The sequence below is a fragment of the Aeromonas sp. QDB20 genome (genome assembly GCF_027707805.1).
GTDB lineage: Bacteria > Pseudomonadota > Gammaproteobacteria > Enterobacterales > Aeromonadaceae > Aeromonas > Aeromonas dhakensis.
The window spans coordinates 72,933-87,638 of record NZ_JAPCJC010000010.1; the positions used below are offsets into that span (position 1 = coordinate 72,933).

Genomic DNA, 14,706 nt, shown 5'->3' on the forward strand with positions numbered 1-14,706 from the left:
CTATAGGGGCACCGTTATAACCAGCCGGGGGCGTTCAGGCCAGCCCGCAAATGTAAGAAAATATGACCCGGCCCTAGGCCAGCCCGGCCAGCAGGGCGTTTTCATCCACCTGATCCAGCTGTTCGGGGGCGAGGAATCTCCCGGCGTAATCGCGCCAGATGCCGCTGCTGACGAACAGGGCAAACAGGGTGGGATCGATGTGCTGCTCTCGCACCATGCTCTGCATGATGGCCAGCGACTGGGAGACCGTCTTGCCCGATTTGTAGGGGCGATCGCTGGCGGTCAGCGCCTCGAAGATGTCGGCGATGGCCATGATGCGGGCGGGGATGCTCATCTGGCTGCCCAGCAGCTGGCGCGGGTAGCCCTTGCCGTCCATCCGCTCGTGATGGCCGCCGGCAATCTCGGGCACGCTGCGTAGATGGCGGGGGAAGGGGAGGCGTTCGAGCATGCGAATGGTCTGGATGATGTGCTCGTTGATCTTGTAGCGCTCCTCCTCGGTGAGGGTGCCGCGGCCGATGGCGAGGTTGTAGCGCTCGCCGCGGTTGTAGAGGTGAGTGGGCACCCGCACCTTGAAGCCCCAGGGATTGCGCTCGTCCAGCTGATCGTGGACGGGGCGGGGGATGAGGTGGGCGGCCTTGTCCGCCAGCAGGGGCTCGACGCAGGGCAGTGGTGCAGCCGGCTCCCCCTGGCGCAGCTTGAGCTCCTCCCGGCTGATGCCTAGCCGATCGTCCAGGGTGCGCAGCCAGGTGCGGCTGGCGATGGCATCCAGCCTGGTCAGCTTCTCCGGTGCCATCCATTCTCCGCCCAGGTTGCACTCGGCGACGAAGGCGAACTCCTCGTCCAGGGTGCTCCAGAGCGGCGCCACCGTCGCCCTGGCCGCTTCCCGCTCCGACGCCGGCAGGCGGGCCGCCAGCGCCTCTATGTAGCCGTCGCGCTTGAGCACCTCGAAGCGGGTACGGATCTCGTGGATCCGGTCGTACAGGGTCTCCAGCTTGGTGGCCTTGTCCACCACGAACTCGGGGGTGGTCACCTTGCCGCAGTCGTGCAGCCAGCTGGCGATATGGATGGCCTCCCACTCCTCCTCGTTGAGCCGGAACTCGGCGAACGGTCCCTGCTGCTGGGCGCAGGCGGCCTCGGTCAGCATCCGGGTCAGCTCCGGCACCCGCTGGCAATGGCCGCCGGTGTAGGGGCTCTTGGCGTCGATCGCGCCGGCCATCAGCTCGATGAAGGACTCCAGCAGCTGTTTCTGCTCCTCCAGCAGGCGCTGATTCTCGATGGCTGAGGCCGAGGTGCCCGCCAGCGCCTCGATCAGACTGATGCGCGAGGCCAGCTCACGGGCCGAGCAGTCAGGCAGGATCAGCAGCAGGCAGCCGATCAGCTCTTGGCGATGGTTGCGCAGGGGCTCGGCCACCAGCTGGCAGGGGCCGGGGAAGGGGCCCCAGTCGGCCAGATGCTGCTGCCAGCCCTGCTGGTCGATGGCGAGGCTGAGCCGCTCGCCCCGGGCCAGCTCGCCAAACAGGGCCTGTTGCCAGCGGATCTGCCCGGTCGGCAGCGGCGTTTTGCGCCATAGCGCCTGCACCGCCACCATCCCCTGCTCCTGAGCCAGGTAGAGACAACCCCCTTCGGCCTGCACCGCGGCGATGGTTTCGTGCAGGATGCGGCTGAGCAGGGAGTCGAAACGGTGTTCGGCCGCCAGCGCCCGCCCCATGTTCATGAAGTTGCCGAGGGTCAGCCGCATGCCTGACATGGTATGGGCCAGATCGTCGATCTCGCGGATGGCAGACTCGGGGACCCGACTCTCGCCAAAATCGAAATGCTGGATCCGCTCCGCCTCCTTGGTGAGCGCCAGCAGCGGGGTGGCGGTACGCCGCGAGACCAGCCAGATCACCGGCAGCAGCAGCAGCAGGCCCGCCAGCGCCCAGCCCAGATTGACCAGGGCCTCGTCTCTGGCCTGCTGATAGAGCAGGTCGGCCGACACCAGCAGGGCGATATGGAAGGGGGAGTCGCTCCCGAGGGGGGAGAGGTTGACCAGCCAGTCGCTGCCATCGGCGGCAGTCAGGTTGAGCTCGGCCGGCTCGCTCAGCAAGGTGGGCTGGCTGATGATCCGTTGTTGCAGGTCCGCCAGGGCCGGGTGGGGCAGGCTGGCCAGCATGGGCAGCTGGCTCAGCTGCTCGAAGCTGGGCAGATGCCTGGGATCGGCGGCCAGCAGGGTGGCGTACTCATCGAACAGGATCACCTGGCTCTGGGCAGGCAACTGCAGCTTGCCGATCAGGGCCGACAGCCCCTCGACGCTGGTGTCTAGCCCGATCACGGCGCGTCTATCGTCGCTCTCCACCGCTAGGGTCATGCCAGGCTCCTTGGTGGTGAAGAAGAGGTAGGGGTTGGTGGTGGCGATCCCCGCACGCCAGCGGGCCTGCTTGTACCAGTCGCGGCTGCGGGGATCGTAGCGGTAGTTCGGCATGGGGCGCCGCTCGAGCAGGCTCAGCCGCTGATCAAAATAGAGAAACTCCCCCTTGCCCTGGCTGAGGCTCTGCACCAGCAGGCTGCTGGCGGCCGGCACGCCCCCCAGCTGGGTCTTGGCCCGCTCGGTCAGTTTGCGCACCAGAAAGAAGTCGCCATCCTCGTAGCCGGCATAGACGGCCCCATAGCTGGGGCTGTTGGCCAGCACCTCCGCCAGTTGCGGCAGGTAGGCCAGACGGTCGGTCAACGTGGTCATGGCCGCCAGCTGGCCGCTGCGCAGCAGGCTGAGCGACATGCGGGCCGGCCGCTCGTTCAGTTGCAGGGCGAGGGCCAGCTGCTGGCGATACTGCAGAAAGTTCTGTCGCTCGTGCTCCAGCCCCTGGCGGGCCCCTTGCTGGAACTGCAAGGCGATGAGGGCGCTGCCGAGCAGGGTGAACAGCAGGATGAAGAGGGTGGCGATATGCACATAGAAGGGTTTACGACCTGGCCTGGCAGTTGTCATGGACACATCCTTGTCACACGGGCGATTGCAGAGACGATCAACCAGCAGTGTGCCTGCAGGATGACAATAAACACAATAACCCATTCAGAGAGATCGGGATGTGACAGAGAGAAACTCCCCCTGCTGGTGCTCCCGTAACCCGTGCTCGTCAATTTTGCCGGCCGATCAGGTGATTCATTCAGGTATCCCGTGCTACATTGCCCCCCTTGTTACTGGTCTGTGAATCAATGGAGTGACCCATGTCTGCCATCCCCTATTCCGTGCTCGATCTGGTGCCCGTTGCCGAAGGCTCCCAGCCGGCCGAATCGTTTCGCCGCTCGCTGGATCTGGCCCGTCATGCCGAGCGCTGGGGTTACAACCGCTACTGGCTGGCCGAGCACCACAACATGCCGGGCATCGCCAGTGCCGCCACCTCGGTGCTGATCGGCCACCTGGCCGGCGGCACCAATACCCTGCGCATCGGCGCGGGCGGCATCATGCTGCCGAACCACTCGCCGCTGGTCATTGCCGAGCAGTTCGGCACCCTGGCGTCACTCTATCCGGATCGCATCGATCTCGGCCTTGGCCGCGCGCCAGGCACCGATCAGCGCACCATGCGGGCGCTCAGACGCCAGCGCAGCGGCGAGGTGGATGACTTCCCGGCGGATGTGCGCGAACTGATGGACTACTTTGGCGACGAGGTGGGCGCGGTGCAGGCGGTGCCGGGCCAGGGGCTGCATCTGCCCATCTGGCTGCTGGGCTCCAGCCTCTACAGCGCCCAGCTGGCGGCGGCCATGGGGCTGCCGTTCGGCTTTGCCTCCCACTTCGCCCCCGCCATGCTGCTGCAGGCGCTGGAAATTTACCGCGCCCAGTATCGCCCCTCCGCCCGCTGGCCCAAGCCCCATGCGGTGGTCTGCATCAACATGATCGCCGCCGACAGCGAGCGGGAGGCGCGCTTCCAGTTCACAACCCTGCAGCAGCAGTTCCTGCGCCTGCATCGCGGCAACGCGGGCAAGTTGCCGGCGCCCGTCGTCGAACTGAGCGAGGAGTGGTCCGAACGCGAGCTGGTGGCGATGGAGCAGACCCTGGCCCGCTCGCTGGTGGGCAACCCGGATCAGGTACGCCACGGCCTCAAGGCGTTGCTGGCGGAAACCAGGGCCGACGAGCTGATGTTCAACGGTCCCATCGTCGATCATCAGGCGCGGCTGCGTTCCTTTGAAATTGCCGCCGAGCTGATGCAGGCGCTATAAGCTCGACTCCCCGAAGAGCAGGGCGCTATCTTGCTAGAAGCGCCTCTGTCGCCCTGCTGTCAGGTCATCGAGAGGGGGGCGTTGTGGGGAGGACTGATGGGATTTCTGCTCTCTCTATTTTATCTAATGCACTGAATTAAAAGGAAAGTCAGGTTGGTGTCAGGCTGCTGTCGTGTCGCATGCCACCCTCCTGATCCTATGCTGGCCCCGTCAATCAACCACAAGGAGTTCGAGATGATCGTCAGGAAGTTGAGATTGCAGCGGGGCTGGTCACAGGAGCAGTTGGCCGCCTTTACCGGCCTGAGCGTTCGCACCATTCAGCGGATCGAGCAGGGTCAGCAGCCCGGACTGGAATCCCTCAAGGCCCTGGCCGCCGTCTTTGAGCTCGAGGTGGCGCAACTTGACGGTACAAGCCAACAGGAGCATGAGATGAGAGGGAGTGACACGATGGAACGGGATCAGATCCGGGTATCGGTAGAGGAGCGGGCCGCCATGCGTTATGTGGAGGGGCTCAAGGGCTTCTATTACCACATCGCCAGCTACCTGCTGGTAATATGCGGGCTGTTTGTCATCAACTATCTGAGCAACCCGGGCTATATCTGGGCCTGGTGGCCGGCACTGGGCTGGGGGCTGGGATTGATCTCCCATGCCATCAACCTGTTCCAGCCCTTCAAACTGTTCGGCCCCGAGTGGGAGCGACAGCAGATCGAGAAACGACTGGGACGCAAGCTCTAGGGTGAGCAGTGCACCATAAAAAACGGGCCCGGCAATACCGGGCCTGTTTTGTTTTATTGTCTGCAGCCTACTTGGCGTTGGCGGGACAGTGAGTGACGATCAGGGCATCATCTTCATGGCACCACAGGGTTGCTCAGGTTCAGCCGCTTATCGTCACTTGGCGTAGGTAGGGCAGGGGGTCGCGATCAGGGCATCATCTTCATAGCGCCACAGGGTGAGGCTCTGATTGTCCAGACGCTCGCTCCCTCACCATTACTTGGCGTAGGTGGGGCAGGGGGTCGCGATCAGGGCATCATCTTCATAGCGCCACAGAGTGAGGTTGTTGCCCCAGACGCAGCCGGTGTCGAGCGCCTTGATATCCTGCTTGCCGGTGTTGCCCATCAGGGCCGCCCAGTGGCCGAACACCAGAATGGGGTCGTCCACATGGTGTTCGCGCTGCTCGAACCAGGGACGCAGGCCCGGGGTCGACTCGGTGGGGCCCTTCTTGCATTTGAAGTCGAGCCGGCCGTCGAAATAGCAGAAGCGCATTCGGGTGAAGGTGTTGATGATGTAGCGGTAGCGCTCGATCCCGACCAGATCGTCCTGCCAGCCATCGGGCTGATCGCCATACATGTTGTGCAGCAGCCACTGGTACTGATCACCGCGCAGCAGGCTTTCCACCTCACGGGCACAGTTGCGGGCGGTGCGGGCGTCCCACGCCGGGGAGATGCCGGCATGCACCATCATGATGGGCAGGTCGGGGTGCTCCGCCAGCAGCGGGCGGTGGCGCAGCCACTCCAGCAGTTCGTCCCGATCCGGGGCGTCCATCAGCTCCTGCAGCCTGTCTTTCTTCTTGAGCGGGGCTACCCCGTCGGCGACCGCCAGCAGGTGCAGATCGTGGTTGCCGAGCACGGTGACGGCACGGTTGCCCAGCCCTTTGACGAAGCGCAGGGTGTTGAGAGAGTCCGGGCCGCGGGCGACCAGATCGCCGCACAGCCAGAGTACGTCGTTAGCGGGATCGAACTCGGCCAGATCCAGCAGACGGCGCAAGTCGTCGTAACAGCCCTGGATATCGCCAACAAAACAGTTCGCCATGAAACCTCAGTTGATAATGTGGGGGACGGCCAGCGTAAAGGGTGCGATAGGCACCTCGAATTGCTGCCCCGACTCGTCTTGCAGGGTATAACTCCCTTCCATCACGCCGAGCGGGGTGGCCAGCGGCACGCCGCTCTGATAGCGGAAGGTCTCGCCGGGGGCGATGACCGGCTGCTCGCCGACCACGCCGGGGCCTTCGACTTCTAGCATCTTGCCATTGGCATCTGTGATGAGCCAGCGTCGGCGCAGCAGTTGCGCCGGGCCGGGCCCCAGGTTCTCGATCTCGATGAGATAGTGGAACTGGTAAGGGTCTTTGCTGTCCGCCACATACGAGGGGTATGGGCGGACCAGGATGTGCGGGGTTGCCACGGGATCAGGCCTTTGGCTGATCCGCCAGCCAGTTGGCGATCATGACGAACTGCTCGAGGGAGAGGTTCTCCGGGCGCAGGTTGCCATCGATACCAAGCTCGGTCAGCTGGGCGTCCGTGATGAAGTTGGAGAAGCTGTTGCGAATGGTCTTGCGACGCTGGCCGAAGCCCTCGGTGCAGACCCGGTTCAGGCAGCGAATGTCTTTCGCGACTATGGTCGGGTTCTTGTGCGGGATCAGACGGACCACGGCAGAATCCACCTTGGGCGCCGGCTTGAAGGCGCCAGGGCCCACTTCCAGCACAGGCACTACCTGGCAGTAGTACTGGGTCATCACGCTCAGACGGCCATAGGCCTTGCTGCCCGGGCCGGCGGCCAGACGCAGCACCACTTCCTTTTGCAGCATGAAGTGCATGTCTTCTACCCGATCGGCGAACTCGCACAGGTGGAAGATGAGCGGGGTGGAGATGTTGTAGGGCAGGTTGCCGAAAATGCGCAGCGGCCCCTTGCCTTCCCCCATCAGGGTGCTGAAGTCAAAACGCATGGCATCGGCTTCGATGACGGTGAGCTTGTCCTTCAGGGTCGGGTGCTCGCGCAGGCGCGCCGCCAGATCCCGGTCCAGCTCGACCACGGTCATCTTGTCCATCTGGGCGGCGACCGGCTCGGTCAGCGCGGCCAGACCCGGGCCTATCTCCACCAGGTTCTGACCCGGCTGCGGATTGATGGCGGCCACGATCTGGTCGATCACGTAGCGATCGTGCAAGAAGTTCTGACCGAAACGCTTACGGGCCGTGTGGCCCATGTGCACCTTACTGCTCATATCTTTTTTTCTCTACCATCTTGATGGCGTGGTTGATCGCGGTGATCAGGCTGCCGGAGTCGGCCAGGCCCTTGCCTGCCAGATCCAGTGCGGTGCCGTGATCCACCGAAGTGCGGATGAAAGGGAGTCCAAGGGTGATATTGACCGAACTGCCGAAGCCCTTGTATTTGAGCACGGGCAGCCCCTGGTCGTGGTACATGGCGAGTACCGCATCCGCATCCTTGAGGTATTTCTCCTGGAACAGGGTATCGGCCGGCAGCGGGCCGACCAGATCGATCCCCTCCTGGCGCAGGCCGGCCAGGGCGGGTTCGATCACGTCAATCTCTTCACGGCCGAGGTGGCCGCCTTCCCCGGCGTGGGGGTTGAGGCCGCAGACGTAAATGCGGGGCTTGGCGATGCCAAACTTGGCTTTGAGATCCGCATCCAGGATGCGGATCACCTTGCCGAGGCGATCCTCGGTGATGGCCATCGCCACATAGGCCAGCGGAATGTGGGTGGTCGCCAGCGCGACCCGCAGCCCTTCGGTCGCCAGCAGCATCACCACGTCGGCGGTGTTGGATTGCTGGGCGAAGAACTCGGTGTGACCGCTGAATGACACGCCAGCCTGGTTGATGATCCCCTTGTGCACCGGCCCGGTCACCACGGCGGCAAATTCGCCGCTCATGTTGCCGTCGCAGGCGCGCTGCAGGGTGGCCAGCACGTAGGCGCCATTGCATTCGTCCAGCTTGCCCGGTATCACGGCGGCGCCGAGGGGAACCGGACAGACGGTCAGGGTGCCCGCCCGCTGCGGTTGTGCCGGCTGACCGGCATCATAGGGCAGCAGCTCGACGGGCAGCCCCAGCAGGGCGGCCCGTTCGCGCAGCAGCGCCGGATCGGCGATCACCACCAGCTGGTGCGGCCAATCCTGCTGGGCAATCTGCAGCACCAGATCCGGGCCGATCCCGGCCGGTTCACCCGGGGTAATGGCGAGGCGACGACAGGTCATCAGCTGCCGGCGCCTTCGATCTGGATGTAGGCCTCGTCACGCAGCTCGTCCAGCCAGGCCTGGGACTCTTCGGTGAAGCGACGGTTGTAGATCAGCTGATAGGCGCGCTGCTCCTGGGCCTTGGTGGTGGCATCCTGGCTGCGGCGCTCTTCCAGCTGGACGATGTGCCAGCCGTGGGTCGTGCGGAAGGGTTCGCTGATCTGGCCTGGTTGCAGGCGGTTGACCATGTCGCGGAATTCGGGCACGTAGACGTTGGGATCGGACCAGCCCAGTTCGCCACCCTGCACCGCGGAGCCCGGATCCTCGGAGTACTTCTCCGCCAGGCTGGCGAAGCTCGCCTTGCCGCTCTTGATGTCGTGCAGGATGCCGTCCAGCATCCCCTTGGCTTTCTCTTCGCTCAGGATGATGGAGGGCTTGATCAGGATGTGGCGGGCGCGCACTTCGGTCTGCACCACCTGCTGCTGGCCCTTGCTGTCGAACACCTTGATGATGTGCAGACCGGCACCGGAGCGCAGCGGGCCGACGATGTCGCCCTTCTTGGCACCCTGCACCGCTTCGGCCATCAGGGTCGGCATCTCTTGCGGGCTCATCCAGCCCCAGTCACCCCCTTCCAGCGCCTTGGGTCCGCTGCTCTCGGCAATGGCCATCTTGCGGAAGTCGGCGCCCTGCTTGAGGGCGGCCAGGATGCGTTCAATCTTGCTCTTGGCGGCGTTGAGCTGCTCGGCGCTCGGGTTGTCCGGCAGGGCAACCTGGATGTGGCCGACATGGTACTGCTGTTGCTGCTGACCCTGCTTGGCCAGGATATCCACCACCTGCTTCACCTCCTGCTCGGAGATGTTGATGCGGCGGCGCACCTGGTTGCGGCGTACCTCGTTCATCAGGATCTCGCGGCGCACCTCTTCCCGATACTGGGCATAGGTCAGCCCTTCGCGATCCAGCTGGGCACGCAGCTGATCCAGGGTCATCTTGTTGTCGGCGGCGATGCTCTGGATCGCTTGCTCCAGCTGGGTATCGCTGATCTTGAGGCCCTGGCGCTCGGCCAGCTGCAACTGCAGGCTCTCCTGGATCAGGCGGTCCAGCGCCTGTTTGCGCAAGGTAGCGTCATCGGGCAGGGACTGGCCGTTTTCCTGGGCGGAGATCTTGACCTTCTGGACCAGGGCCTCCTGCTGGCTGGCCAGCACCACGTCCTTGTTGACCACGGCAAGCACCTTGTCCATCAGCTCGGGGGCGGCGAAGGCACCCTGGCTCATGGCTCCGAACAGGCCTGCAGTCAGCAGGGAAATCAACGTCTTCTTCATATCCATCTCTCAAGGCGTTTGCCAGACCGCTTATTGGTCTCGCAGGTTAAACGGACGAATGTAAGGCAGTGCTTCGGTGTCAAGGGAGGTGCCCTTGGTGCCGGTACCCACGCTACCCAATCCTTTCATTTCAAACTGAATGCCCAGGCTGCGCTCCGAGGTTGGACGCAGGGTCACGTTGTCCGGAGTGTTGACCCACTCCAGGTTGAAGTTGATGCTCCAGCAGCAGGAGTCGTACTTCAGGCCCACCTTGCGATCAGACTTCACGCTCTGGTTGAGCTCCTGGTAGTAGCCCCCGTACAGGTGCCACTGATCGTTGAGCGGCGTGGTCAACAGCAGGCCGATCTGGTTGAGGTCGGTGACCTGTCCCCGGTTTTCGAGATCGTAGTTGGCGTCGCGCACGAAACGGTGGTTCAACTGGCTGATCAGCTTCTCGTGGCGATACTCGAGGGCGCTGTTGGCGGAGCTGAGCCGGCTCTGGTCCATATCATATTGCGCGCCGGCATGGGCAAACCACTGCTCGTTGATCTTGGCATCCCCCTCGAAGGAGAGCGGGGAGCGGGTGTTGGTGGTCAGGGTCTCGCTGGGATAGAGCTTGACCCTGGGCGCAACGAAATCGAAAGCTTGGGCAACGGCCAGCCGAATTCGTTCATCGCCGACCTCATCATATACCCGGCTGGTGAGGCCGATGGAGATCCTGTTGGAGTCGCTGATGCGATCCAGGCCGGCGTAGCGGCGGTCGCTGAACAGGCTGTAGTAGTCCTGGCGCATGGTGGTGGAGTCATAGACCCCTATGTTGTCCTGATCCTTGTAGGGCACATAGAGGTACTGGAACTCCGGCTCCAGGGTCTGGTTGGCATCGCCGCCGAACCAGTTCTGGTTGCGCTCGAAGGTCATGCCGCCCTTGAGGCGGAACGAGGGCAGGGTGCGGGTGATGATCCCTTCGTCCAGCGTAACCCCGTTGGCGCCTGCAGGGGTGAAGCGGCTGACAAAGGTCTGGCTCATGTTGTCCGGCACTTCCTGATCGTAGCGGGTGTACATCAGCTTGTACTGGCTGTCGAGGTAGTAGCCTGCCTCGTTGATCAGCGGCATGGTCAGGGTCGGGGCCGTGTAGACCCGGGTGCCGGTGTAGGCGCCGCCCTGGTTCTGGGCGATGGCCTGGGCATTGTTGTAGCCGAACTTGGTGATCTCGGTGTTCCAGGCCAGATCGTACCAGCTGCCCTGCTGGTAGTAGTTATGGTCGATGCGCGGCATCAGCTCGTGGGGCTGCTGGGCGCTGGCCAGCAGGATCTGGTAGGTGCGCACCTCGGTGTTGATGTTCCAGTTGGGCTGGAAGTAACCGGCCATCAGGGATTGCTGCAACTGGTTCTCGACCTGGGTACCCACCTTGGGAGAGAAGTCGTTGAAGTAGTTGTAATCCCGATCCCGCACCTTGGTGTAGTCGAGCGACACCCTCATGGCGTTGTCGGCAAACAGCGAGGTGTGGTTGGCGTTGAGCAGGTAGCGGTGACCGTCGGACATGGCCTGGTTGAGGCTCGGGGTCTCGTCGTACTGCTTGTCGTTGGCCAGGTTCTCGAAATAGAGGCTGCCCACGTGGGCCGGATCCGGCATGTAGCGGAACTGCACCTGCTCCATCAGGCCCCGTCTGTCCATGAAACGGGAGGTGATGGTGGCATCGTAGTTGGGGGCTATGTTCCAGTAGAACGGCTGGGTGATGTCCATGCCGTTCTTGGAGCTCTGGGTGTAACCCGGGTAGAGCAGACCCGTCTTGCGCTCATCCTTGATGGGGAAGTTGATATACGGGAAGTAGAACACCGGGTAGTCGTAGAGCCAGAGGCTGGCGTTCCAGGCCTCCCCGAACACCTCGGTCTGATCGATGTCGATGCTGCCGGCCTTCAGGGTCCACACTTCCTGGCCCGGTGGGCAGGTGGTGTACTGGGCCCCTTCCAGGGTGATGTTCTGGTTGTTGTTGGTCATGGTGACCCGGTCGGCAGAGCCGCGCACCGGCGAGCCATGCACCTGATACTTGCCCTCTTCCAGCTCGGAATTCTTGGTATCCAGGTTGGATTTCAGGGTCTTGTCGCTGGTGACCGTGATCTGGCCGTCGTTGTAATAGATGTTGCCGATGGCGATGACGTCCCGGCTCTTCTGATCGAGCTCGGCGTAGTCGGAATCGAACTTGCGCACGCCCTGGCGCACCTTGACGTCGCCCTGATAGACGGCGGTGCCGCCCTGCTTGGCTTCGAGGCGATCGGCATCCACCTCCACGGGCTGGGCATTGGCGTCGGTGCCGGGCGCCAGTTTTTCAATCTTGGGGACATAGTCATAGCAGAGCCCGTCCAGGATCCCGGTGGCGGGCGGCGGCGTCAGCGGCGCTGCCTGCACGATGGCAGGGGTCAGGGCAGGAACAAGGCTGATGGTCAGGGCGATGGGATAGGAGTATCCCAGTGTCCGTTTTGTCATGTGAAAGACTCGCGCAATCCGTGGTAGCTACGGCTGATTCAAGACATGCATTTTACGACAGGATTCATCGAGTTGACATTGCATGTCATTGCTTTATGTTAGCCGGCAATGATAAAGCATTATTGCGGCCAGGGCTAACAGCCAAGTGCTGCTTTCCAATTTGGTCTCCGACTTATGCACGATCGCGATTCCCTCTTGCTGCACTGGGCGCGCCGGATTTCCGGTGATGCCAGCCTGCAGTTGACCCTCATTTCCGGTGACGCCAGTTTTCGCCGCTACCACCGTGGCGGTGGCCTGATCTGGGTGGATGCCAACCCTAAAACCGAAAAGAATCATGAGTTTGTCCGCAATGCCTCGGCCCTGCACGCCGGCGGTCTGCTGGCCCCCGAGGTGCGGGCGGTGGACTACGAGCAGGGGCTGCTGGCGGTGACCGATCTGGGGGACACCCAGCTTATCGGCTGCCTGAACGCAGACAACGTGCTGGCCTGGTACGGCAAGGCCATCGCGCTGCTGCCCCGTCTCGGCGCGGTTGAGCTGGACCTTGAACCTTTTGATGCTGCCTTCATGGCGCGGGAGAACAGCATCTTCCCCGAGTGGCTGCTGGGTCAGCATCTACAACTGACCCTGAGCGATGAAGAGCAGCAACTGCTGGCCGAGACCTTCGCCTGCCTTACCGAGAACAACCTGGCCCAGCCGCAGGGGGTGATGCACCGTGATTTTCACAGCCGCAACCTGATGGTGTGCGGCTGCGAGACGCCGGATGAGAGCGAGCTGGCGGTGATCGACTTTCAGGACATGGTCATCGGCCCGCTCAGCTATGACCTGGTTTCGCTGCTGAAAGACTGCTACGTGCGCTGGCCGGACGCGGTGATCGAGCAGGGCATGCGACTCGGCTTCGACACTTTGCAGCAGGCCAATCTGCTGGGCGGGCTCGATTACGCCGCGTTTCGTCGCGCCGCCGACCTCACCGGCATGCAGCGCCACCTCAAGGCGGCGGGCATCTTCACCCGGCTCTACCATCGCGACGGCAAGTCCGGCTACCTCAAGGATATTCCCCGCACCCTGGGCTACGTGGTGGATGTCTGCCGCAGCCATGGCGCCGCCTATCCGGTGCTGGCCCGCTTCGGCCAGTGGCTGGCGCAGGTGGTGCTGCCCGGGCTGGCCCGCAGCGGAGTGGCGTCATGAAGGCGATGATCCTGGCCGCCGGACGCGGCGAGCGGATGCGCCCGCTCACCGACAGCCTGCCCAAGCCACTGCTGGCGGTGGGGGGCAAGCCGCTCATCGTGCACCATATCGAAAAACTCAAGGCGGCCGGCGTGACCGACCTGGTCATCAATCACGCCTGGCTCGGCCACAAGCTGGTGGAAGCGCTCGGCGATGGCCGTGCGTTCGGGGTCTCCATCCACTGGTCGGCCGAGGAGAGCGCGCTCGAGACCGCCGGCGGCATCGTACAGGCGCTGCCGCTGCTGGGCAGCGATCCTTTTCTGGTGATCAACGGCGATACCTGGCTCGACCTGGACTATCGCACCCTGGTGAGCCAGCCCCTTGGCGACCAGCTGGCCCACCTCTGGCTGGTGCCCAACCCGCCGCAGCATCCGGCGGGGGATTTTGCGCTGGAGGCGGGCAAGGTGGTTGATACCCCTGCGCTGACCTTCAGTGGTGTCGGGCTCTATGATCCCGCCGCCTTTACCGGATTGGCGGCGGGGGCACGCAAGCTGGCGCCCCTGCTGCGGGGGTGGATGGCGCAAGGCAGGGTGGGCGGCAGCCTGCTGGCCGGCGAGTGGCGCGACATAGGGACGGCCCAGCGGCTGCACGAGCTGGACGATCAGTTGCAAGGACGCACTCATTAATTTCACGAGGTCTTGAACCATGCGTATTTGGGGTAAGGTGCTTGGCGCCTTCTTCGGTTTTCTGCTCGGCAACATCTTCGGTGCCCTGCTTGGCCTCTGGATCGGCCACCGCTTCGATCGGGGCATGGGCTTGAATTTTCGCCGCGCCCCCACCCAGCAACAACAGGCGGTCTTCTTCCACGCCACCTTCGCCGTCATGGGCCACATCGCCAAGGCGAGCGGCCAGGTGACCGAGCAGGAGATCCGGGTCGCCTCCAACCTGATGGACCGGATGCGGCTGGCAGGGGAGCAGCGGGCTCGCGCTCAGGAGTCGTTCCGCCAGGGCAAGGAGGCGGACTTCCCGCTGCGGGAGACCCTGGCCGAGTTTCGCCAGGCCAGCCAGGGCCAGCGCGATATCCTGCGCTTCTTCCTCGAGGTACAGCTGCAGGCCGCCTTCGCCGATGGCAAGGTCGAGGCCAGCGAGCGTGCCATCCTGCACACCATCGCCGACGAACTGGGCTTTAGCCGCATCGAGCTGGCTCGCATCCTGGCGATGGCCGAGGCGCAGATGAACTTCTTCAATCGGGCCCACGGCGGTCAGTATCAGAATGGCGGGCAGGGTGGTCAGCAGTATCGGCAGGAGGCTCCCTCCCGTGACAGGCTCAAGGATGCCTATCAGCTGCTGGGAGTGAGCGAGAGCGACAGCGATCAGGAGATCAAGCGCGCCTACCGCAAGGAGATGAGCAAGCATCACCCGGACAAGCTGGCCGCCAAGGGCTTGCCGCCGGAGATGATGGAGATGGCCAAGGAGAAGACCCAGGAGATCCAGCAGGCCTGGGAGTGGATCCGCGAGGCGCGCGGCATTCGCTGAGCCCCCTTCATCAGCCATAAAAAAATGCCCGTCGCTGACGGGCATTTTTGTTTGCGCAGTATTTGTGCGTCGCG

Annotated in this window: 12 protein-coding genes; 5 read left to right on the forward strand and 7 right to left on the reverse strand. The window is 63.5% G+C overall.

Features of this window, described 5'->3' with window-relative positions:
- Positions 1-73: 73 nt before the first annotated feature.
- Entirely contained in the window at positions 74-3,046 is a 2,973-nt protein-coding gene (locus PG897_RS13595; RefSeq protein WP_201889702.1) for an HD domain-containing phosphohydrolase, read from the reverse strand.
- A gap of 155 nt (positions 3,047-3,201) precedes the next feature.
- On the opposite strand from PG897_RS13595, the gene PG897_RS13600 reads away from it, so the two are divergent.
- Both PG897_RS13600 and PG897_RS13605 read left to right on the forward strand, forming a co-directional pair.
- Positions 3,202-4,191, forward strand: coding sequence for a luciferase-like monooxygenase (locus PG897_RS13600; protein WP_005304175.1), 990 nt, complete (start codon positions 3,202-3,204; stop codon positions 4,189-4,191).
- A 234-nt stretch (positions 4,192-4,425) separates the two neighbouring features.
- Positions 4,426-4,926 (forward strand): 2TM domain-containing protein, encoded by a 501-nt coding sequence (locus PG897_RS13605; protein ID WP_017763864.1) that lies wholly within the window; start codon positions 4,426-4,428, stop codon positions 4,924-4,926.
- A gap of 252 nt (positions 4,927-5,178) precedes the next feature.
- Here PG897_RS13605 and PG897_RS13610 read toward each other — a convergent pair whose 3' ends face one another.
- Genes PG897_RS13610 through lptD form a run of 6 tightly spaced genes read right to left on the reverse strand, consistent with a single transcriptional unit; the run spans position 5,179 to position 11,932 of the window.
- Positions 5,179-6,000, reverse strand: coding sequence for a symmetrical bis(5'-nucleosyl)-tetraphosphatase (locus PG897_RS13610; protein ID WP_017782105.1), 822 nt, complete (start codon positions 5,998-6,000; stop codon positions 5,179-5,181).
- A gap of 6 nt (positions 6,001-6,006) precedes the next feature.
- Positions 6,007-6,369 carry a Co2+/Mg2+ efflux protein ApaG gene (gene apaG / locus PG897_RS13615; protein WP_005304166.1) on the reverse strand — a complete coding sequence of 121 codons (363 nt, stop codon included), beginning with the start codon at positions 6,367-6,369 and terminating at the stop codon, positions 6,007-6,009.
- Positions 6,370-6,373: 4 nt separating this feature from the next.
- The gene (gene rsmA, locus PG897_RS13620; protein ID WP_005304162.1) at positions 6,374-7,186 is read right to left on the reverse strand and encodes a 16S rRNA (adenine(1518)-N(6)/adenine(1519)-N(6))-dimethyltransferase RsmA; all 813 of its coding nucleotides are present in this window, start codon (positions 7,184-7,186) and stop codon (positions 6,374-6,376) included.
- Positions 7,176-8,171 (reverse strand): 4-hydroxythreonine-4-phosphate dehydrogenase PdxA, encoded by a 996-nt coding sequence (gene pdxA / locus PG897_RS13625; RefSeq protein ID WP_201881792.1) that lies wholly within the window; start codon positions 8,169-8,171, stop codon positions 7,176-7,178. The genes rsmA and pdxA overlap by 11 nt, the downstream gene beginning before the upstream one ends.
- Complete coding sequence (gene surA / locus PG897_RS13630; protein WP_005304159.1) at positions 8,171-9,469, reverse strand: peptidylprolyl isomerase SurA; 1,299 nt, start codon at positions 9,467-9,469, stop codon at positions 8,171-8,173. Before surA ends, pdxA begins: the two co-directional genes overlap by 1 nt.
- 30 nt (positions 9,470-9,499) lie before the next feature.
- Positions 9,500-11,932 carry an LPS assembly protein LptD gene (lptD, locus tag PG897_RS13635; protein ID WP_017779137.1) on the reverse strand — a complete coding sequence of 811 codons (2,433 nt, stop codon included), beginning with the start codon at positions 11,930-11,932 and terminating at the stop codon, positions 9,500-9,502.
- A gap of 174 nt (positions 11,933-12,106) precedes the next feature.
- On the opposite strand from lptD, the gene PG897_RS13640 reads away from it, so the two are divergent.
- Genes PG897_RS13640 through djlA form a run of 3 tightly spaced genes read left to right on the forward strand, consistent with a single transcriptional unit; the run spans position 12,107 to position 14,632 of the window.
- Positions 12,107-13,117, forward strand: coding sequence for an aminoglycoside phosphotransferase family protein (locus PG897_RS13640; protein ID WP_201881793.1), 1,011 nt, complete (start codon positions 12,107-12,109; stop codon positions 13,115-13,117).
- Positions 13,114-13,782 (forward strand): N-acetylmuramate alpha-1-phosphate uridylyltransferase MurU, encoded by a 669-nt coding sequence (gene murU, locus PG897_RS13645; RefSeq protein WP_054544199.1) that lies wholly within the window; start codon positions 13,114-13,116, stop codon positions 13,780-13,782. Before PG897_RS13640 ends, murU begins: the two co-directional genes overlap by 4 nt.
- A gap of 19 nt (positions 13,783-13,801) precedes the next feature.
- Positions 13,802-14,632, forward strand: coding sequence for a co-chaperone DjlA (gene djlA, locus PG897_RS13650; protein WP_017779140.1), 831 nt, complete (start codon positions 13,802-13,804; stop codon positions 14,630-14,632).
- Positions 14,633-14,706 lie beyond the last annotated feature (74 nt).